Annotated in this window: 27 protein-coding genes, 1 pseudogene and 1 riboswitch; of the genes and pseudogenes, 17 read left to right on the top strand and 11 right to left on the bottom strand. The window is 40.9% G+C overall.

The features are described 5' to 3' along the window. Positions 1-278 precede the first annotated feature (278 nt). The 10 genes from H6G96_RS34130 to H6G96_RS34085 all read left to right on the top strand — a co-directional run bounded on the left by H6G96_RS34130 (position 279) and on the right by H6G96_RS34085 (position 4,555). Complete coding sequence (locus tag H6G96_RS34130) at positions 279-698, top strand: hypothetical protein (protein ID WP_190917980.1); 420 nt, start codon at positions 279-281, stop codon at positions 696-698. Between the two features lie 73 nt (positions 699-771). Continuing rightward, entirely contained in the window at positions 772-1,005 is a 234-nt protein-coding gene (locus tag H6G96_RS34125; RefSeq protein ID WP_242063508.1) for a hypothetical protein, read from the top strand. After that, complete coding sequence (locus H6G96_RS34120) at positions 1,002-1,229, top strand: hypothetical protein (protein ID WP_190917977.1); 228 nt, start codon at positions 1,002-1,004, stop codon at positions 1,227-1,229. The genes H6G96_RS34125 and H6G96_RS34120 overlap by 4 nt, the downstream gene beginning before the upstream one ends. A 28-nt stretch (positions 1,230-1,257) precedes the next feature. After that, complete coding sequence (locus tag H6G96_RS34115; protein ID WP_094346768.1) at positions 1,258-1,518, top strand: hypothetical protein; 261 nt, start codon at positions 1,258-1,260, stop codon at positions 1,516-1,518. A gap of 17 nt (positions 1,519-1,535) precedes the next feature. Further along, entirely contained in the window at positions 1,536-2,318 is a 783-nt protein-coding gene (locus H6G96_RS34110) for an ERF family protein (RefSeq protein WP_190917974.1), read from the top strand. Positions 2,319-2,338: 20 nt separating this feature from the next. After that, positions 2,339-2,596 carry a hypothetical protein gene (locus tag H6G96_RS34105; RefSeq protein WP_190917970.1) on the top strand — a complete coding sequence of 86 codons (258 nt, stop codon included), beginning with the start codon at positions 2,339-2,341 and terminating at the stop codon, positions 2,594-2,596. Positions 2,597-2,621: 25 nt separating this feature from the next. Continuing rightward, a complete protein-coding gene (locus H6G96_RS34100; RefSeq protein ID WP_190917967.1) occupies positions 2,622-3,077 on the top strand; it encodes a hypothetical protein in 456 nt (151 codons plus the stop codon). 459 nt (positions 3,078-3,536) lie between these two features. Then, on the top strand, positions 3,537-3,881 hold the full coding sequence (locus H6G96_RS34095) for a hypothetical protein (protein WP_190917965.1): 345 nt from the start codon (positions 3,537-3,539) through the stop codon (positions 3,879-3,881). A gap of 237 nt (positions 3,882-4,118) precedes the next feature. Then, the gene (locus H6G96_RS34090) at positions 4,119-4,283 is read left to right on the top strand and encodes a hypothetical protein (RefSeq protein WP_190917962.1); all 165 of its coding nucleotides are present in this window, start codon (positions 4,119-4,121) and stop codon (positions 4,281-4,283) included. Then, positions 4,280-4,555 (top strand): hypothetical protein, encoded by a 276-nt coding sequence (locus tag H6G96_RS34085; protein ID WP_190917958.1) that lies wholly within the window; start codon positions 4,280-4,282, stop codon positions 4,553-4,555. The genes H6G96_RS34090 and H6G96_RS34085 overlap by 4 nt, the downstream gene beginning before the upstream one ends. A 3-nt stretch (positions 4,556-4,558) precedes the next feature. On the opposite strand, the gene H6G96_RS34080 is transcribed toward H6G96_RS34085, so the two are convergent. From H6G96_RS34080 to H6G96_RS34070, 3 genes are read right to left on the bottom strand one after another with little or no spacing between them, the layout of a single operon-like run. Then, a complete protein-coding gene (locus H6G96_RS34080; protein ID WP_190917956.1) occupies positions 4,559-4,933 on the bottom strand; it encodes a hypothetical protein in 375 nt (124 codons plus the stop codon). Beyond that, the gene (locus H6G96_RS34075; RefSeq protein WP_190917954.1) at positions 4,930-5,262 is read right to left on the bottom strand and encodes a DUF5674 family protein; all 333 of its coding nucleotides are present in this window, start codon (positions 5,260-5,262) and stop codon (positions 4,930-4,932) included. Before H6G96_RS34075 ends, H6G96_RS34080 begins: the two co-directional genes overlap by 4 nt. Before the next feature lie 26 nt (positions 5,263-5,288). Next, positions 5,289-5,558: a hypothetical protein gene (locus H6G96_RS34070; protein ID WP_190917952.1), complete on the bottom strand. Its 270-nt coding sequence runs from the start codon at positions 5,556-5,558 to the stop codon at positions 5,289-5,291. A gap of 204 nt (positions 5,559-5,762) precedes the next feature. On the opposite strand from H6G96_RS34070, the gene H6G96_RS34065 reads away from it, so the two are divergent. The 6 genes from H6G96_RS34065 to H6G96_RS34040 all read left to right on the top strand — a co-directional run bounded on the left by H6G96_RS34065 (position 5,763) and on the right by H6G96_RS34040 (position 10,511). Next, the gene (locus tag H6G96_RS34065) at positions 5,763-6,062 is read left to right on the top strand and encodes a hypothetical protein (RefSeq protein ID WP_190917950.1); all 300 of its coding nucleotides are present in this window, start codon (positions 5,763-5,765) and stop codon (positions 6,060-6,062) included. A 185-nt stretch (positions 6,063-6,247) separates the two neighbouring features. Next, positions 6,248-6,664 carry a hypothetical protein gene (locus tag H6G96_RS34060; protein ID WP_190917947.1) on the top strand — a complete coding sequence of 139 codons (417 nt, stop codon included), beginning with the start codon at positions 6,248-6,250 and terminating at the stop codon, positions 6,662-6,664. Beyond that, a complete protein-coding gene (locus tag H6G96_RS34055) occupies positions 6,657-7,385 on the top strand; it encodes a hypothetical protein (protein ID WP_190917945.1) in 729 nt (242 codons plus the stop codon). Before H6G96_RS34060 ends, H6G96_RS34055 begins: the two co-directional genes overlap by 8 nt. 163 nt (positions 7,386-7,548) lie before the next feature. Further along, entirely contained in the window at positions 7,549-7,959 is a 411-nt protein-coding gene (locus H6G96_RS34050) for a hypothetical protein (RefSeq protein WP_190917943.1), read from the top strand. A 3-nt stretch (positions 7,960-7,962) separates the two neighbouring features. Beyond that, on the top strand, positions 7,963-8,679 hold the full coding sequence (locus H6G96_RS34045) for a hypothetical protein (RefSeq protein ID WP_190917941.1): 717 nt from the start codon (positions 7,963-7,965) through the stop codon (positions 8,677-8,679). An 11-nt stretch (positions 8,680-8,690) separates the two neighbouring features. Beyond that, entirely contained in the window at positions 8,691-10,511 is a 1,821-nt protein-coding gene (locus H6G96_RS34040; protein WP_190917939.1) for a hypothetical protein, read from the top strand. Positions 10,512-10,560: 49 nt separating this feature from the next. Here the strand turns inward: H6G96_RS34040 and H6G96_RS34035 are convergent, their stop codons facing one another. The 8 genes and pseudogenes from H6G96_RS34035 to H6G96_RS34000 all read right to left on the bottom strand — a co-directional run bounded on the left by H6G96_RS34035 (position 10,561) and on the right by H6G96_RS34000 (position 16,254). Beyond that, on the bottom strand, positions 10,561-10,815 hold the full coding sequence (locus H6G96_RS34035) for a hypothetical protein (protein ID WP_190917937.1): 255 nt from the start codon (positions 10,813-10,815) through the stop codon (positions 10,561-10,563). 131 nt (positions 10,816-10,946) lie between these two features. Further along, positions 10,947-11,540, bottom strand: coding sequence for a hypothetical protein (locus tag H6G96_RS34030; RefSeq protein WP_190917935.1), 594 nt, complete (start codon positions 11,538-11,540; stop codon positions 10,947-10,949). 40 nt (positions 11,541-11,580) lie between these two features. Further along, positions 11,581-11,766 (bottom strand): hypothetical protein, encoded by a 186-nt coding sequence (locus H6G96_RS34025; protein ID WP_152591683.1) that lies wholly within the window; start codon positions 11,764-11,766, stop codon positions 11,581-11,583. A gap of 72 nt (positions 11,767-11,838) precedes the next feature. After that, positions 11,839-12,279 carry a hypothetical protein gene (locus H6G96_RS34020; RefSeq protein WP_190917933.1) on the bottom strand — a complete coding sequence of 147 codons (441 nt, stop codon included), beginning with the start codon at positions 12,277-12,279 and terminating at the stop codon, positions 11,839-11,841. Then, a pseudogene (locus H6G96_RS34015) lies at positions 12,263-12,472 on the bottom strand (GTP-binding protein); the annotation flags it as partial. The pseudogene H6G96_RS34015 and the gene H6G96_RS34020, both read right to left, overlap by 17 nt. A gap of 136 nt (positions 12,473-12,608) precedes the next feature. After that, the gene (locus tag H6G96_RS34010; protein ID WP_190917929.1) at positions 12,609-13,610 is read right to left on the bottom strand and encodes a methyltransferase domain-containing protein; all 1,002 of its coding nucleotides are present in this window, start codon (positions 13,608-13,610) and stop codon (positions 12,609-12,611) included. Between the two features lie 22 nt (positions 13,611-13,632). Then, positions 13,633-13,887: a hypothetical protein gene (locus tag H6G96_RS34005; RefSeq protein ID WP_190917927.1), complete on the bottom strand. Its 255-nt coding sequence runs from the start codon at positions 13,885-13,887 to the stop codon at positions 13,633-13,635. Between the two features lie 371 nt (positions 13,888-14,258). Beyond that, positions 14,259-14,402, bottom strand: a riboswitch (cobalamin riboswitch). 589 nt (positions 14,403-14,991) lie between these two features. Then, complete coding sequence (locus H6G96_RS34000; RefSeq protein ID WP_190917925.1) at positions 14,992-16,254, bottom strand: AIPR family protein; 1,263 nt, start codon at positions 16,252-16,254, stop codon at positions 14,992-14,994. A 504-nt stretch (positions 16,255-16,758) separates the two neighbouring features. On the opposite strand from H6G96_RS34000, the gene H6G96_RS33995 reads away from it, so the two are divergent. Beyond that, complete coding sequence (locus H6G96_RS33995; RefSeq protein WP_190917923.1) at positions 16,759-16,950, top strand: hypothetical protein; 192 nt, start codon at positions 16,759-16,761, stop codon at positions 16,948-16,950. The last annotated feature ends 127 nt before the right edge of the window (positions 16,951-17,077 follow it).

The following is a 17,077-nucleotide window of genomic DNA, read 5'->3' as shown; positions in this document are numbered from 1 at the left end:
AAAGGCGATTGCACACCAAGATAACTGCAATCGCCAATAAGTTTAATCTCTAAGCAGACACAATCATGGCACAAAGTACAGCAGATAACCCCACACTTCAAGATTCGGGTTTCGATAACCATCAACTGAATAATTATGCACCCTCCAGCAGATCCGAACGCACAGGTGTAAGAAATCCCTAGTCCTGGAAGTGAGAAAAAGCGATTGCAGCCCAAGAGTAATGCAATCGCCTCTACAACGAAATTTATGACAATTTAAATCATCATGGCACACAGACTATGATTACCACATTTTCTCTTCAAGAAACCCAGTTGGATGATCCAACAGACAAAATTCTCCTGCCTCCAACCGACCCCAGCGCAGAGGTCATGGAAAGCCCTGGCTACAAGCTTGTGTATGTCAATGGAGCTTGCCCCAGAAATTATCGAGTCTACAAAGCTGATTCAATGATTGGGGTGATATTTCAGCATATTACCCACTGGTCTAACGGAGTCGATTCTCTTCGATATGCCGAGCCGATTGATGCAGCAGTGGGGCTAGATGATTTCATGACGATGACAGGTAGATTAACAGCAACTACAGAACAAGCACCCACAGAAGAGGAATTACTCGATAAAGAATTTGATGCGCTGACGAGTGACGAATGGGAACGGTTAAAGAAATACGTGCCACGAGTGAAAGATTTAGTTGCAGCGTAAAAAATAGGTGGGGAGGAAGTCCCACCTGTGTGGCTAGGAGTCAAGCTAAATTTTATCAAAATAAAACAACGAAATGCGAGTGAATGTAGCAATGTCACCCATAGAAATCCTACAAGATTTTAACTTGTGCTACCTCAAGATTCAGGCAATTGCCCAAAACGAAAACTGGCTTTTGTTAATTGCTGATAAGAAGATTGACCCAGAAGCAGCGACTCACTTAGCCGATGTCCTGCACTACTTGAGTGAAGTAATGGGTTGTGTGGAAGAAATCGTTGGGGTCAAGTTTAATCAGGACGCAGAATCATGAAATTCTATGCAACAAGTATTCCTCAATCTCTGCCAAGTTGGACAACTGTTATATCTAATCAAGCTGGTTTAATTGGGATTGAAATTAATGATGAAGACCCTGGCTTTCATTCAATCATTGAGGAATTATCTACTGAAATTCAACCAGGAGTTGTTGGTGTAAAAGCTGGTGATTTATGTCAAAGAATCAGTATTGAGATGGTTGATACTAACGAAGAAAATTGACAACCAAAACTTAGTAAACCCAAACAAAATGAAATTCACAACTGTCTCTGTTAGCTACTCTAGGAAATTTAATCTTGGCGACTACGAATCACTGGAACTAGGCTGCTCACTTTGGGCACAAGTCGAAGATGGAGAAGACGCGGATGGAATAACCCAATTCCTCTATCATCAAGCCAAAGCTTCGGTAAAACAAGCGGCAATGCCTGTGCTAAAAGCCTCAGAGTTTCAGATAAATAAAGCTAAATCTAGCAAAAAAGTCTCTGGTGATGTCAACGAAAATGATTGGTAAGAGTTTGGATTTGACTAATGCAAGAATTAATCAAAGCTTTAATCAAAGCAAAGGCAGAGTTTAACCCCATTCAAAAAGACGGTACTAATCCTCACTATAAACGTAAATATGCGACCCTAGATGCTGTATTGGATGCTGTCACTCCTGCATTGGGTAAACATGGCTTAGTAATAATTCAAACCACCGAAATCTTTGAAGGTAAAACCGTACTACGGACTCATATTTTTCATGAATCTGGGGAGAGTATCACCAGCACCTATCCCTTGCCTGAGATTAGTGATTCCCAGAAATTGGGTGCAGCCTTAACCTACGCGCGTCGTTATGCTGTGTGTGCAATTTTATCGGTAACAGCAGATGAAGATGATGATGCTGAAGGTGCAGCTACTCCTAAAAAGACTGAACAAGTGCAGAATAATATTAGACCTCGCAAAGAGAATCAACAATACAGGATTCAGCCAACAAAACAAGCTGTAACTCCACCATCAATCAACCCAAAAGATTTGCGAGTCAAAGAAGTTCGCACAGTTTTAAATTATCCACTCGATTTAGTCAAAGAATGGCTGCATTCTCGAAATGTTACCAGTCCAAGTGAGCTTGATTCTGTTGAGATTGACGAATTAGTGAAAACCATGTGTTTGGCTTGGGCTGGTAATAAGTTTGGACATCCGAATCATGCTGCTAATTCTTATCAAAAACACGTAATCGATGCTGTATTACGAGGTATTTCTGAGATAGAAGCAATTCAAGCATGGATGGAGGTAGTGCAAGCACAAATGCCTGAAATGAGTGTACATCATTAATTTTAAACCAGGAGATAATCATGGGTGAAATGGCAGACTTAGCAATAGATATGGCACTTAAACAAGAATACTTTGAGAGGGTTAATTACCAGAGCTATGAGCAAAAGACAAATCAGCAATTAGTAGAGACTATTGGTTTTTACGTTGAGCATGGACTGTTGAGTAGCGATGATTTCTTAGTCAAACTATCTGGTTGGTTTCAACAAAAAAAATACTTCACTATTAAACAGCGTCGTGTAGTTCTTGAACATTTGGCGAGACTGCCTGAGCTTGATTAATTTTACAAGGGAGAATAATTAAACCATGACTACTCAAACCACCAACATTAACCTTGATTCACCTAGCTTAGTACTTGACAGTATTTTCACCTGGAAAGGAGCAGGACGCAAATTACAGCAAAGTAATCCAAACTACTGGGATAGTAAATGTCGATTGCGAATTTATCGGGCGTTTTCTATACCAAATATTATCATCTGCTCAGATTTGGATGAAGAATCTACGGGTACGAGTATTACCAACTCTGTTGAAAATGTAGCCACTTTAATTTGGGAAAAATATGCCCAAGAATTTTTCTCACGTAATATGAGCTACGTGTTTATTGAGCATTATCCCTATCACAACAGAAAAGATAAAAAACCAGAAAGCTTTTCACTAGTTCAATTTAACTGGAATGGACAACAATTTTGCCAACCTCGCTGGAGTCCTTTAACTCCTAACATTGTGTTGGCTTTAATTCAACAGCCTTTGGTCAAAAATTAAAACGCTTCAGTGCAATCGCATTTAATCATCAGCCTGCGATTGCTCTGAAACATGAAAAATAGATAAAAAATGGCTAATCTTCCAGCAATTAATTCAGTTGTCAAAGTCATTAAAGCACTGGGAGAACAAGACCCAAGGTTAGGGTAGTAATTCAGTATTCAGCACATGGAATGGTTTGTGTTCATTTCCCAGATATGCCACTTGGTCAAGGATTTTTTTTCAATTCACATCATTTACAGATCATAGAGTCATAGCCAAGATTATGCCCAGAAAATCCACTCATCCTACTCCTACTGACAATTCCTCACTATGTATACAATACCTTCATCTTTGTGGGGGTAGCGCTCGATTGTGTCATATTAACTTCAGTTTGTCAGTTATTCAAACCTTGGTCAATCAAAGAAAGGTAAAGATTACGAATACAGGTGCTGGTTTTTATGTTCAATTGGAGGAATCCAAATGACTAATCACAAACAAGTTGTTTATCAATCTCAATTAGATCACAAGAGTAAGTTGGTTCTTCGCCGTCGTACTAGAAAAAGATTCAATCTCAAGATTCTCGTTGACCGCATCATAGAAACAACTGCAATTGTCTCTCTGCTCTTGACTGGGTTTTTAGGAGTAGGGGCGATGGGCTGCTGGGGAATGGAGATTATCGAAACAAATGCTGACTCTAACATAATCATCTCTGGTTGGGAGCAGCAAAAAAGTATCTGCTTGGGTGCAATGCTGGTAAGTTTTTCCGCATTCTTGGGCAGTTCTTTAGTCGGAGCAAGCCTCAGTATTCGTCAAGACAAGTTTTAGAGAGATAAACAACGATGGAAATCAGATTAACCACAGCAGAGATCCGAACTATATTGCAAGGGTGTCAATATACGTTGCAGCTTGTGGGGAGCAGTAAGGATTATCGCAGGCTTCAGTCGTCCGAGTACTTTTCTACATCAAATGATGTGGTGTTAAATGATGCGTTTAATGTTTTAGGGGAAATAGTGAACGCAATTGATGACGTGGAGCAATTTAATCAATAAGGAGAATCAAGTCATGGAGCAAGAAGTCAAAAATGCAGTTGGGTTAGGTAGTCCAGAACTTGTAATAGAGCCAAAACCAAAACTGGAGCCGGAACCAAAACCAACTGTAACGATTTACGAGTTCGGCAGACTTTTAGCTGAGAATGAACCATCTAAATTTAGAGGAGCAAGAAAATGACATTCACTTTGGATAATCGCTCTCAAAAGAAAGAATCGTCTCTGACCCAAGCATTACGGCAAATACAACAGCTAAACTCTAAGATTCAAGAGTTGGAGCAGCAGCATCAAGATTATGTGCAGAAGCAACAGAATTTAATTCCAGCCATCGCTGAGATTTGTATTTCTCCGATCCAGGAAGTACAGGCATTGCGGATTCTGATTTATAGGGGAGAAGCAGCTTGTCGGCAGTACTTGCGTTCGGTGCTAGTCAAACAATGTCAGACTTCATAGAGTTCAGGCGCTCATTGATTCTGGTTCTGTACGTGATATTTCCAAAACTCGCTGTAACCAATATGAAATTTGAGCAGATGCAGATTGCTTTTGTTCAGCATCAGTCCAAATATTGTCCCAATGGAATAGCCAACGAGTCAGAAGACGAACTAAATCAACTAACTCACAGGCTCGGTCAATATCATCTGCCTTTACCATGTCTGGCACAGTCCACTCAACAAAGTATCTGCTTTCATCAATCAAAGCCAGTATTACATCCTCTGATGAGCCTTGAGTCCACAAAGATTGAATTTGTGACAAGTGTGTAGCTAGACGATGTAAACGTGTAGTCACATCATCTTGCATAAAAATTTGTTGCTTTGGTGTCACTTCGATCATAAATTTCCTAGAAACTCGTTAATCAGTTGAGCAACCCTTTCTCTAATATTAGGGTCTAAAAGTTCCATTGAACGGTTTTGCCGGGGACGAAGATTAACCATTGATTCATAAATGATTTTTCCAGTTATTGGCATAAAACTGGCAGCCCAAATATTTTGTTGTCTACTGCCGTCATCTAGCAATTTTTCTTCACAATCAGCGTGTAGACCTCCACCACCAACCAGCACCCGACGCTCGATATCAACTGCGGTTTTAATGTAGAACTTGTGAGAACGCAGCATTTGTTCAAGTTGCTCCGGGGTAGCACGCTCACGTAGCAATAGAATCATTCAAACCTCTATGTGTTACTGAGAATTCAATCAGCAGTTGGTTCGTTTTCATGTAACCACTCTAAAATAGTTAATGCTAATTCCCAAGATTCGTTCCGATTCCAACGTGGCAAATGATTAAGTATTCGACTCTTAATTAATCGGGGACTCTCTAATTCTCGGCTACGAGCCTTCACAGCATCCTGGATCAGTTGTGCGAGTGTAGCAGCTTGATTTCCTTTATAGTCAGGTTGTTTCTTGATTTCTTCAATAATCCAGTCCGGGACGGTAATAGTTTTAAATCCTGGTTTCGGCATATAAATTCTGGCTTTGGCATATCTAAGGGAGAACTAGTTTTTTGATAGTACGGCACTTGACGTTATAGATGCAAATTGGATTACGGTATAGTATGGTAAAAGAGAGTAAGGTAAAAGTACCTTGTTCATAGCAATGTTCATAGCAATGAAGAGAAAAAACCCTGGCAGCAATGATGAAAAAGATTAATTAGGGAGGTAGAAAAAATGGCGAAGTCTCCCCAGAATAAATTGCAACAGATAGCTCAGGAAATGGTAAAGGCAGCTGGCTATACAGTCGAATTTGGGGAATATGAATTTGTTTCAACAGCAACTAGGTTAATTGAGCCTTTAATTCATAAATGGTATGAAGGAACAGGTTATACACCACCGACAACAAAAACTATTTCTTGCTGGCTATATAAAAAGCAAGTTCCAGAATGGGTAGTCATAGTTTTACTTAGGGAGATGGAGAACGTCAAAAAATTTTCCCCAAAGTACTCCCAACTGCAAAATTACTCCAAATAAAACAACTTCTCAATCTATCAAAATCCTATTGAACCGCCAAGAGCGGTTTTTTATTATAAAAAAGAAGGTCAATCACAGTTAATTCACTATCAATTAATAGAGAATATGACATCAAAATCATACGGAATTGACACGGGTATTGACTATGTTTTTTACACTCTTGACTACCTATTGACTATTTATTGATGAACCAAGCATGGAGAGAACAACTTTTTAGCCGAAAGACCACTAATTCTGGGTTGAATCCTTTGGTTTTACCGATGACTAATGCCAAAATGTTGCGAGTTTTGGATATTTGCTATCGGACATGGGAGCGTTGGACAGAAGTGGCTGAAACAATCCCTCAGTATAAATTGTCACGAATCCAAATGCAGAAGATAGCACAAGAAAAAAGGTTAAGAGCGCCATTGATTCGTCCATATCAAGTATGGGTACTAGGCAGGATTGGCGAAGTGTTTGGAGATTTAGATCAAGGCACAAACAAGGTTGAAATAGCAAAGTCGATTGTGGAAGCCAATAAGTCGGAATACACCATTAAAGAGTTTGAAGCTGAACAAATCAGATTTACACAACCATCGACAGGAGAATTACAAAATGTCTGAAATAATAGATAAATTTAGCCGTCAAGATTTGTTTGAATTACTGGGTGAAAAATATGCTCCTGTTAAAATTATTGCTGGTTTACAGGAGTTGGCTAAGTCCGACCCAGATATTAACCTTAATGTAGAAGATGACGCAAAAGAATTTAGCATTGACATTTGCGATCGCTTGGAAAAGCTGTTCAGTTTAGCGCAAACAACTATCGACCAATCAAAGCTGTTAGAAAGTGGGAGCAATTTGGCGAATATACAGACTCAAGCCATAGAAAGTGTGAGTGAACAATTACATCTTGCTGGAGTCAGCCGGGAAACGTTTAAGGCATTCTTGGACATTGTGGCAGGCAAGACTGTTGCTCAAGCGCTGGCAGTTCATGAGTTTGAGCAAGAATTGTTCGATGAAATCACGAGTGAACTTGATGCTCGTTCATTACAACGACGCACAGAGCAAGGTTTTGATGAAATAGCGTTTATTTATCAGTTGGCCAAAAATCCCGAAATCAGGCAACAAATTACCCAAGAGTACGGGTTAAAGACTGGGGATGAGATTAAGCAACAAGTTCAAACCCTCACTACTGCTGCAACTGTTGGTTTTGACCCGAAAGCATTTTTAGACGAATTGGGAGTGCCGACATCAGAAAAAAAGTCTACACGACCTGCGACAATTCAGGATCTGAAAAATTTGACACGCTCTTTGTTGAGCGAGAAATTCCAATCTCCAGCTTAAAATGGCGCAAGTTCTTCAAGGAGAATATTTTCGGATTCTCAGTCATTTTTTTTCTAGTTTGCATTGGGCTGTCTGTTTATGTTCGTGTTATTAATGCACCACCACCCCAGACAACACAAACTATCGACGGGCAACAACCGTAAAATATTCCGGGTGAGTGGCAATGAAATACCAGAAGCAAGCGATGTTGGGATTATTGGGCATGGGGTTAATCGCAAGTCCTTGGTTATCGCAACTGCCAGCCCAATTTAAAACTTACAACAGTGGCATTACTATTCGTGAGTCTGAAGAACTAGAACGCATTAAAGCCGAGCAAAGGGCAGAAACCGCCGACAAAATTAACTCTCTTGGAGTTACGCCCTCATTCAGTAAGTTACGAATCAGGAACTATCTAGACTCGAAGAAACGTAACCCTAGACCTGACACTACGGGTTATTTAGAAGATGAGACAGTTTTTGTATATGACTCAACGGGTTTTTGTATTGGGCGTATTGAACAAAGGCAATGGAAATGGAAATATCGATTTAAAAATGCTTGTAAGAATTCGCCACTGTACCAAGATTCCCTCAATTGATTTATGAAATATCTCACTCCAAACAAATCTAATTCACAATCAAAACCAGAATCATCACCACAAAAAGAGCCGAAAAAGGCAGGGAGTGACTACCTAGAATTATTAGCTCGGTGGATTGTGGCATTAATCTCACTGCCAGTCATTTTTATTTCACATATCATTGCCCAATTCGTTACCCCAGGCACACCCGGATACAAGCTTGTTGGTGCAATTGGTTTCTGGATTGGTACGCTCCTTTCTACTGATAGCATCTGGCAAGTTTTATTCCAGGGAAAACCCATCCTCCCGTGGTTTGAGCAAGAATGGATTGGCTGGCTTGGTTGGTTGCAACTCCTATTGAATCCCTTATTTTGGATTAGTTTTGGCATCTCTGCACTAGTGCAAGTGATGGAAGCCCGAACCTTACGTGGTAAAGACCCACAACAGGCCAAGAACGAGTTTGAGGAATCAAAACAATACACACTCGGCAGTAAACCGAATGGCAATATCGACCTGACAGTGGCATTGTGGGGTGATTATAAAGCTGCTGGCATGAAAGAACGTCATACAGGTGGAGCGATCGCACTATTTTTCTGGGTTTTGGATCTGACTACTACCTTCGTTGGTCGTAATCCTTTCCGTTACACTAACCCAGGTTTAATCCTGGCTTGTTTTGCTTACAATGTAGCCTCAATGATGGCAGGCGAGATTGGTTACAACATTTGGAAATTAACTAAGTAAGAGGGATTCACATGCAGCAACAAATACCAATGCTAGAAACCAAAGAAACGGCACTTTTACGTGACGACTACCCCAGCATTGAGTATTTGGAAGCTGGGAATACCGCCTCTTGGTTACAGGAACGACAGGATCAGTTATTAGTCCGCGCCAAGGACGAGCGTAATGGCATGAATCTGGCGAAGTTCATTACTTTAGCAACGGCGGCCACTGGTGCTGTTTGTTATGCCACTTCCCCACTTGCTCCCATCGGTGCAGTCGTAGCTGGTGTTGGTTATCTATGGTCAATTGTTCAGGACTTAAACGATACTCATCAATTTGCACCAATCCCTTTTATACGTGGTGGCTTTTTTGAATTCCTCTCGGCAATGGGAGATAGTGTTGCCAGGGACGAATACTTTGCGAACAAAAATGAACTGGCTGACTTGATGCTGCATCTGGAGCCAATGTCTAAGTATGAGTTTGCCATGCTCAAGCAATCATCTCATTTAGTGTGTGAATACTTGAGCGCCGTTGAGCCAGGAAAAAGATTTTACGCTTACCGTTGGTTACTTGATTGGTTTATTCAGCTACGTGGGCAGTTTCCCACCCGTGAGCAATTGTCTGGGCATTTAGCGCAAGTGACAATTGACCCGCGAGTTAACTACCAACAAGTAACAGTTATTCAAGAGGCGATACAACCACAAAATCTTGGTATCCCACAAGCTCGATTTGCTCAATTACCAAATCATGCTGTGGGAGCAAGGTTTGAAGAGGAAACGAGACACTTTGCTCCCATCGGAGGGGAAATTTCTCCCATGACCCCTGCTCCCATGCCTCCTGCTTCTTCCCCTTCAGTCAATACCGAAATCTCTACCTACACCACTAAACCCCAAGTGCAGTATGACCTAATCGCTCACATTGCTAAAAAAGTTACCAATATGCTGTGGGTTGGTGTCCCTGGTTCTGGCAAAGGCATTACCATTAGCAATGCAATCGATGCTATTAAGCGACTGCATCCTGACATACACATCTTTTATATTGACCCCAAAGGTGACGAGAAAGAAACCGGTTATTTCAAAGGTCGTGTTGATACTTTTAAACGGGCTAAAATCCTAGAAATGTCTCCGGTCGAAGCAGTCTTATGGGTCAAAGAATGCTTTACCAAATTTCAAAATATCTCTGGCTCCAAGCTGATTATTTTGGATGAAGGAACGGCTGTCTGTTCCAAATTTAAAAATACCAAGGGTGAGATTGGTTGGCTCAAAGACAAAATCATCTCTTACTGTTCTTGCGGTGATAGTTCTGGTTGGCATTTCTGGATTGTCGTGCAGAACCCTCACACTGATGACTTGGGTATTTCTGGCGGACTAAGATCCCAATTAACTTCAGTGGCGTTGGTTCATCCTGATAATGTCCCGGCTTACAACGCCATGATTGCCACCCAGTTAATTCCTAGCGATCGCAAGATTACTTCAACCCAAGTAATGGAGATTGCTGCACAATCACCAGTCGGTCGAGCAGTTTATTACGGCGGCATCAATGAATGGATACCAATGCCTCTGTTAAAGAATTTCTCTGGTTATGACCGGGATACTAAAAACTTTATTGACTCTGCACCAAGTAATAAGCAAACCTCTCAAGCTGAAACTAAGGAGTCTTGCACACCAACAACCCAAGCTCAACAGATGTTGGCACTTTTGGAGAAGACGAAAGCCAGTTCCATTGATGAGTTTATCCAAACCGAGTTGAAATTAGACGGGATTCCACCAGAGCTAATCCGTTTAGGAATTGAAAAATTACTCCAAAATTCTCCAATTAAATATAAGTTCAATCCTTGGAATAATCAAAACTGAGAATTTACATCAGGAGAAAATATCCAACCGAGGGTTTCAACGAAAAATTTCAAGCCGTTTTGATAATAACCCATTTCGACTTTTTGATATTGTTTAGATATTTGTCAGCATAGCGGAAAGCTGCTGCCTTATCGTATTTTGCTATATTCAGCGCTTGTAACAATACTTGTAAAGGAATTGCCACCTGTGTGAGCTTTTCGGCTAATATTACTGACTCTTCCTCTGTTGCTGCTACTGTCGCTTCTAATGGCTCAGATTTTATTTGCTTATTTATACGGTTATCTAATATTGCAGTATCAGCCATAAATGCACCTTCAAAACTTGTATAATGCAGTTTTACTGAAAGGTAGCATTGAATGAATCCGTGTTTGTGCGGGACTTATTAATCAGCTAACTTCATGAATCCGCACAATTGCCGTAGCCAGCGCATCTTGATTAAAAATCTCGTTCGCCATCTTTTTCCAAAATGGCAATTAATTCCAACACTCGCATATTTTCTCCCGTCCAAACTTTATCTAGTAACCGCAAATTTTCAAGAGTTAGGTCGCTCTCTTTCACTATCGATACATTTGTTTTGCCCAGTGCCATCAACAAATCTTCAAATACCACTAAGCCATTAAACTCCAAGCCTTGAATCTCGGCTGATGCTAAGGCTGACAATCGCTCACCACAAATCTCAATCATGAACCAGTCACAAAAATCTTTTTCCAGCAATGGATGACGACTACTAATCCCTTGCATCAGCCATAGACCATAAATACTGGCTGTCGCATCATCCATTGTGGCTAAACGTTTAGCTGCCACCCTCCCAAGATTCTCAAAAAATCGCACACCTAAAGCTTTTTCTAACATCTGCATTGGCTCTGGTAGTGCATGGGCTACAACAGAAATTTGGCTATTTTCTAGTTGTTTAGAATGATAATTTTCTAAATATTCATTTGCCTCCTTTGATGCCAACATCCTACCATCTGGGTGTAAGTTGAAATCAACCCCTGGCTTGAAACCTCCTTGAACTAGTTTTTGGATCATGCTTGTTGATACATCCTTTACGGCTTGTTGATAACTTTCCTTACCTACGTATTCTTGCAAGAACCAAACAAAATTTGCTCCCCTCTACTTGCACAAGAGCTTCTTTGAGGATTATTGTCTCATCCTCTAATTGTGCTAGGGTTAGGATTTTTTGAATTTCTTGCAGATTCTGACAAGAAATCGCTTCTATCAACTGCTGTTTTAGGAGTTCATTTTGCGAATTCATTTATCTCAATGCTCAACGGCACTTCAGTGCGTTAACTATTGTACTGTTACCAATTGAGGAATAAAGTAAGTATTAGGGCATTAAGCTTGGTTGAAATTCTGACCAACGCTTGCAAACTTGTTCGTAGCAATCGGGTGGAGTAATTTTTAATTGGTGTAAAAAAGTAACCTCAATCTGAGGTTCAACTTTTAGCACCAGAAGAATATCTTGATGGGGATTGTATGTTGCAACTGCTGGGAAAATGGATGAGATTATAGATGAGTTAAGTGATTGTGATCGCAAGTAAAACCCAATTAAATCGCAGGGGAGAAACTGGAGGGTGAAGGGAACTGTATCAAAGTTTGTAATTGTCGACTGAGTAACTTGAGTATCTACATCACATAAGACAACTCCCCGTCCAAATGACTGAAATCCTTTCCATGCTGTGTAACCAATGACCAGCAGATTATTATGAATAAAACTATTTTGCCAGTAGCCAAAATTTCCTTGCCAGACACTATTGGATGGTCGCATTGACTTCCTCCCATAGCAGCAATGGCTCAATGCGAACCTGTTCAAGCTCCTGTCCAATCAATACTAATCGCGTTTGACGGAATTCCTGGGGTTGGCAAAGACGTTCATAAAAGTAGTCAAATCGATTACCAACACCCTGTAATGCCAGACGCATAGCTTTGTTTGGAACTGCTACAAATCCCTTAATTCGATAATTCATAACTCATAATTCATAATTACATTTTGTGACGGGGATTTAGCTAGGCTTCAATTCTTTCTGCCTCTAGAAGTAGGGGACTTAAACCCCCAAACTTAGTTAAAATCCAAATATTCATAAATAGCTGCGATCGCTACTTAACCAAGCTTGAGGGATTTTGGCTAGCAAAGTTTCTGTCCATGAATTCTGTGCTTCCCTTTGCCCGCACAGCCCGGAACATTCCAAATCGACATAACCCTGCACCAAACGCTAAACGCATCAGTAAAAGCGTCGGTACCTCGCGCACAGACTTGATGAAACCAGACAGCCCAAAACGCACTAATCCCTCTGGTCGAGCCACTCCTTGCCAAATCGAATCGAACCAAGAAGGAAGGGTTTCTTGCGTCCAGTCTGCCGTAATTACCTCCCCTTCAACTAATTCTGTCCCTGCCAAAAGCTCGGAAAAGCCTTCAATGCTGGAAAAAGCTGGATGAGACCACTGATCGAGGAGTTGCCGCATTACTCGTTTCTCCCAAAAATTTAGCGGCTTTTGGCGGTCATCCTTCTGATTCCAGTCCGCTACAAGCAACACTCCACCAGGCTTTAGCACCCGGATTAATTCTCTAGCAAAAACGGTTTTATCTGGCATGTGGGGGCCTGCTTCAATCGACCAAACCACATCAAAACTGGCATCTGGAAACGACAATGCCATCGCATCATCGACCGCAAACTGGGCATTTAGCCCAAGGGGTGTTAGCTCCTGGGCGCGGTTAACCTGTTGTGGACTAATGGTAATCCCTGTGACAGCAAACCCATAGTCTCGCGCTAAAATCCGGCTGCTACCCCCAATCCCACAACCAACATCTAAAACAGTAGTACCAGGAGGTAATTTTTCTATTCCACCCCATTTAACCATTTCATGTACAAAGTCAGATTTAGCAGCCAAAAAATCCTTACTTCGCGGTGGCGAACCGTAATGACCGAGGTGAATGTGTTCCCCCCAATAAAACTCTACGATGCCATCAAGAGTCCATTGATCGTAGGAATTGGCGACTGTGGATGAGGATTGATACTTGCGGGCAGTTAGGAAATAAGCCGCAATTCCAATTACTAAAAGCAGAAGAAAACCAATTACAGAATATAATAAAGTTGACATTTTTTTGAACGCTCCTTTACACCTATTTGAGCCGATCTAACGATTTACTTATTGCTGCTCGTCCCCAATCAGACCAGCTATGACGTAACTGACCGAGGTAGGCAATTGCAATATAAATTATCCGATACATCAACATTGCAATGTTTTGAACATCTTGAATAATTTTCCCTTGAAGTAGACTGGGCTTGTGTTTATATTGGAGGAAAGCCGTTTGTTTGACAGAGGGATGAATAGCAGTAGGAATCTTCCCAGTTCGGTGAAGATAGAATTTCGACATGATAATTAATTCAAGTATTCATTTAGTAACTTAGCAATTTCTGTGCGTGATTGAGGAAGTATTTGTTCAATTGTGAAACAGGACTATGTACGTCATACACGCCATTTGCTACCTGTTTTAAACAACTTCTACCTGTTAGTTAATACAGCGTTTTTTGTCACGGTGACTATTTACAAGCGATACTCCCTATGGGAGTATCTTATAGCGATTGCTGGATTTCAAGACACAATTTGTACCGAAAATTAACCCCTTACCCTCTCATAGAAAGTCGTAATCTGTAGCGTCTTGATATGTGGGACTATGAGAACGTAAAACTGAGTAGTTGTATAAATCTTCATAAAAATAATTATCTGTGCCTCGCAGATGTACAAAATTTACAAGTCAACTTCGGCGGGCATTCTGACTCCCAAGGCAAGCCTTGTTTACAGCTGCGGGACAGCGCCGGATTTACACCGGACTTTCCCCGTTTCCTCTAGCGGCTGTTCCCCACTAGAACCGAGATTCATCTGAATACTAACACAACTGCGATTTGCTTGCATAAAAATCAATGGTCGGTCTATATTTGCACTCGCTATTAATCGGGACGAGTCTCATTCTTTACCAAGCGTTTATTTTCTACTCAGCGTTGCGGGGTCGTTTCTTATTGCTTAGTAGACATCTTGCAAAAGTAACAAATGCCAAAATATTGGGGTGCATAGTAAAGGTTACTGGGTTTGGGGAAATTCCATCCCTTTACCCCTTACCCTACTTCTACAATAAGTTTAGTCTAAACTCCAGTTTTAGTCTAAACCCCAATAAAGATGTATATGTAAATATCTGTATTGAGGTTAGAGAACTTCCTGGGCTGAAATCCAAACTAACAGAGATTTGTGATGCCGCAGAGATTGAATATGCCTTTACTAAAGGATTTGGGAAGCAAGCCAAAGTCATGTTCCGGTTAAGTTGATTCCCAATGTTAGGTCATAACTAAACTTAAGTTGTTGAAAATTAATTAGTTGGCATTACTCAAGCTATTTTGAGAGTTCCTGACTTAACTGGAAAAGTCTAGTAAAATATAGGGGCTAAAAGTCTTTCCCCTATACCTCATACCCTGTTCGGTAAAAACTATTTAGGGACAATAGTCGCCTTGAGTTCACCCATTTTCCCTTTTCCCCTCTTGTTTGCACCTTGTATCACCTTCGGTTCTTCTGACTTACTGGAGTTAACCATTTTCACCAAAGAAGAATTGAGATAACTTTGTGCAGAGATATACAAACTTTCCCAAATCTCTTGATTGCGGCTGATTTTTGTACCGACTGTATTCCCTGCTGTTTTCTCCGACACCAAATATTTGCGGAAATAGTTAGTCCACAGATGTTGGAGAAAATCTTCGGCAAATTCGTTAAATGGCAGAATCCATTTATAGTCCTTGTCCAAAAATACCCGATAGGACGCAATTATCGGTAGTGCCAGGTCGGTTGGCGCACCAAACCCGAAAGAATATTTACTGTCCGGCAATAACGTAGTTTTACGTATATCTATTGATGCTAAATCGTTGGCACCCTTTCTTCTGGGGTTGCTAATATAGTCTTGGATTATTTCATAGAGTCTTTGCTCTATCCACAAAGCATGAGTTAGCAAAGGCAGTAAAGCAGTTAGCCGTTCCCTTTCTGCATCTGTGATGTTACTTGGAAGACTCATTCCTACTGGGTGTTTGGTTCGTTTATTGCCGTCGGGGTTGTATTTATTTCTATCGAGGCAATAAAGCAGCTTGAGCAAATGGGTGACATTGCACTGAGCGTTTCTGGGAGCGCCACTTTGATTCTGGTAATAAGCGATGCGGAATTTTCTATCTTCTGCTCTCTCTAACTGGGCTAAATACTGCTTGATGAATTTGTAATCACCTCTGGCGTTGACTTTCGAGCGAGAATCTACTGGGGTTGTAGTATTTGAAGCTAGGGCTATATCTTTGGCTGATTCTTCAGTTAGTCCGATGTGAATCGTAACTTTTACCCTAGCTTCGGTTAGGTCATATTTGTAATTTTTCGCTTGCTCAAAAGCTAAAACTGTATGCCCACCGTTGATAATCCCATCGCTACCGCCCTCGTTAGCTTCCAAAATCTCTAGTTCGAGTTCAGTTTTATTTCTGTTGGGCTTAACTTTATTGGCTGACAGAACGATTCCGCTGTGGCGAGAGAAGAATTTTTCGGGTTCCGTTGTCAGCGAGTCGAAGATTTGTCTGTAGGTCGCGCTTTTGCGGTTTGCTTCCCGAATATTCGGTTCTAGGGGGAGGTCTGTTGGGAAGCTGTCTACATGGGCTGTGGCGATGATGCAATTGGGGTTGGCTTGAAAATGGTTATCTATCTTAATATTCCAAGTCTTGGGCATAGTTTATTTCTTCGGAACTAGAAATTCTATGTTAACCAAAACCTTGACCCTGATACCGCATTTCTCAAAATGCCGAGTACTGTTAGAGATTGGACTACAACATTTCTCAGCATCTGCTCCCGTCAAATTATTTAAACCTGCGATAGATATGGCACGCCTGAAAAGCCGGAATTTACAGCAACATTATGGTTAGTCTTTACAGTGCCTAAATCCTAGCTTAGATAAAGAGTACTTAGATCCCTGATATTTAGGTACTCTCTTTATGGAAAGCTATTTTCAGCTACAAGCAACAGCTTAGTTGCTATACATATTTACAAAAACTAACTTAAGATAGACTATTATTCATACTTAAGTTAGTTGCAAAAAGTGCTAATGTTAAAAAGTTTTTTAAAATATCTATAACTAGGCTCGCTCAGTTAGTTTCACTTAAAACGTATTTATACCTATTCTCATTATGAGAATGCCTGCTTTACTAATATTCAGCAAGTGCCAAGTACCTGCACCATGACTATCGCTAAAATTCATTCAGTTGTCTGTATTCAGTCTCGTGTTTTAGTCGTATTTTACACCCCGTGTAAATGTTGGCAGTTTCGGATTGTTAGCCCTGATGGCACGGTATTGGGTGATTATCCGATTTACTATAGTGCTGAGGCGGCAGCAAAAGCTGGGCGTGATTCGATTTATCAAAACCGTTGAAGCGGTTAATTCATTCGGTGGCAACCTCAGTGGCAAAAGTACTTTCATCGCGCCAGTAGGAGAGTTATCACCCGTAGCCTTTAGAGAGAACTAAATTGTTCAAAGTAATGGCAGTTAACAAACCAAT

Source organism: Nostoc sp. FACHB-892, assembly GCF_014698795.1.
GTDB lineage: Bacteria > Cyanobacteriota > Cyanobacteriia > Cyanobacteriales > Nostocaceae > Nostoc.
The sequence above is the reverse complement of the archived record's forward strand: the minus strand, read 5'-3'. Positions and strand labels throughout refer to the sequence as shown.

Excerpts from the sequence above, each read along its gene's own strand:
- H6G96_RS34130 (WP_190917980.1), top strand. The coding sequence starts at position 279 with ATGATTACCACATTTTCTCTTCAAGAAACCCAGTTGGATGATCCAACA.
- H6G96_RS34125 (WP_242063508.1), top strand. The coding sequence starts at position 772 with ATGCGAGTGAATGTAGCAATGTCACCCATAGAAATCCTACAAGATTTT.
- H6G96_RS34120 (WP_190917977.1), top strand. The coding sequence starts at position 1,002 with ATGAAATTCTATGCAACAAGTATTCCTCAATCTCTGCCAAGTTGGACA.
- H6G96_RS34115 (WP_094346768.1), top strand. The coding sequence starts at position 1,258 with ATGAAATTCACAACTGTCTCTGTTAGCTACTCTAGGAAATTTAATCTT.
- H6G96_RS34110 (WP_190917974.1), top strand. The coding sequence starts at position 1,536 with ATGCAAGAATTAATCAAAGCTTTAATCAAAGCAAAGGCAGAGTTTAAC.
- H6G96_RS34105 (WP_190917970.1), top strand. The coding sequence starts at position 2,339 with ATGGGTGAAATGGCAGACTTAGCAATAGATATGGCACTTAAACAAGAA.
- H6G96_RS34100 (WP_190917967.1), top strand. The coding sequence starts at position 2,622 with ATGACTACTCAAACCACCAACATTAACCTTGATTCACCTAGCTTAGTA.
- H6G96_RS34095 (WP_190917965.1), top strand. The coding sequence starts at position 3,537 with ATGACTAATCACAAACAAGTTGTTTATCAATCTCAATTAGATCACAAG.
- H6G96_RS34090 (WP_190917962.1), top strand. The coding sequence starts at position 4,119 with ATGGAGCAAGAAGTCAAAAATGCAGTTGGGTTAGGTAGTCCAGAACTT.
- H6G96_RS34085 (WP_190917958.1), top strand. The coding sequence starts at position 4,280 with ATGACATTCACTTTGGATAATCGCTCTCAAAAGAAAGAATCGTCTCTG.
- H6G96_RS34080 (WP_190917956.1), bottom strand. The coding sequence starts at position 4,933 with ATGATCGAAGTGACACCAAAGCAACAAATTTTTATGCAAGATGATGTG.
- H6G96_RS34075 (WP_190917954.1), bottom strand. The coding sequence starts at position 5,262 with ATGATTCTATTGCTACGTGAGCGTGCTACCCCGGAGCAACTTGAACAA.
- H6G96_RS34070 (WP_190917952.1), bottom strand. The coding sequence starts at position 5,558 with ATGCCGAAACCAGGATTTAAAACTATTACCGTCCCGGACTGGATTATT.
- H6G96_RS34065 (WP_190917950.1), top strand. The coding sequence starts at position 5,763 with ATGGCGAAGTCTCCCCAGAATAAATTGCAACAGATAGCTCAGGAAATG.
- H6G96_RS34060 (WP_190917947.1), top strand. The coding sequence starts at position 6,248 with ATGAACCAAGCATGGAGAGAACAACTTTTTAGCCGAAAGACCACTAAT.
- H6G96_RS34055 (WP_190917945.1), top strand. The coding sequence starts at position 6,657 with ATGTCTGAAATAATAGATAAATTTAGCCGTCAAGATTTGTTTGAATTA.
- H6G96_RS34050 (WP_190917943.1), top strand. The coding sequence starts at position 7,549 with ATGAAATACCAGAAGCAAGCGATGTTGGGATTATTGGGCATGGGGTTA.
- H6G96_RS34045 (WP_190917941.1), top strand. The coding sequence starts at position 7,963 with ATGAAATATCTCACTCCAAACAAATCTAATTCACAATCAAAACCAGAA.
- H6G96_RS34040 (WP_190917939.1), top strand. The coding sequence starts at position 8,691 with ATGCAGCAACAAATACCAATGCTAGAAACCAAAGAAACGGCACTTTTA.
- H6G96_RS34035 (WP_190917937.1), bottom strand. The coding sequence starts at position 10,815 with ATGGCTGATACTGCAATATTAGATAACCGTATAAATAAGCAAATAAAA.
- H6G96_RS34030 (WP_190917935.1), bottom strand. The coding sequence starts at position 11,540 with ATGATCCAAAAACTAGTTCAAGGAGGTTTCAAGCCAGGGGTTGATTTC.
- H6G96_RS34025 (WP_152591683.1), bottom strand. The coding sequence starts at position 11,766 with ATGAATTCGCAAAATGAACTCCTAAAACAGCAGTTGATAGAAGCGATT.
- H6G96_RS34020 (WP_190917933.1), bottom strand. The coding sequence starts at position 12,279 with ATGCGACCATCCAATAGTGTCTGGCAAGGAAATTTTGGCTACTGGCAA.
- H6G96_RS34010 (WP_190917929.1), bottom strand. The coding sequence starts at position 13,610 with ATGTCAACTTTATTATATTCTGTAATTGGTTTTCTTCTGCTTTTAGTA.
- H6G96_RS34005 (WP_190917927.1), bottom strand. The coding sequence starts at position 13,887 with ATGTCGAAATTCTATCTTCACCGAACTGGGAAGATTCCTACTGCTATT.
- H6G96_RS34000 (WP_190917925.1), bottom strand. The coding sequence starts at position 16,254 with ATGCCCAAGACTTGGAATATTAAGATAGATAACCATTTTCAAGCCAAC.
- H6G96_RS33995 (WP_190917923.1), top strand. The coding sequence starts at position 16,759 with ATGACTATCGCTAAAATTCATTCAGTTGTCTGTATTCAGTCTCGTGTT.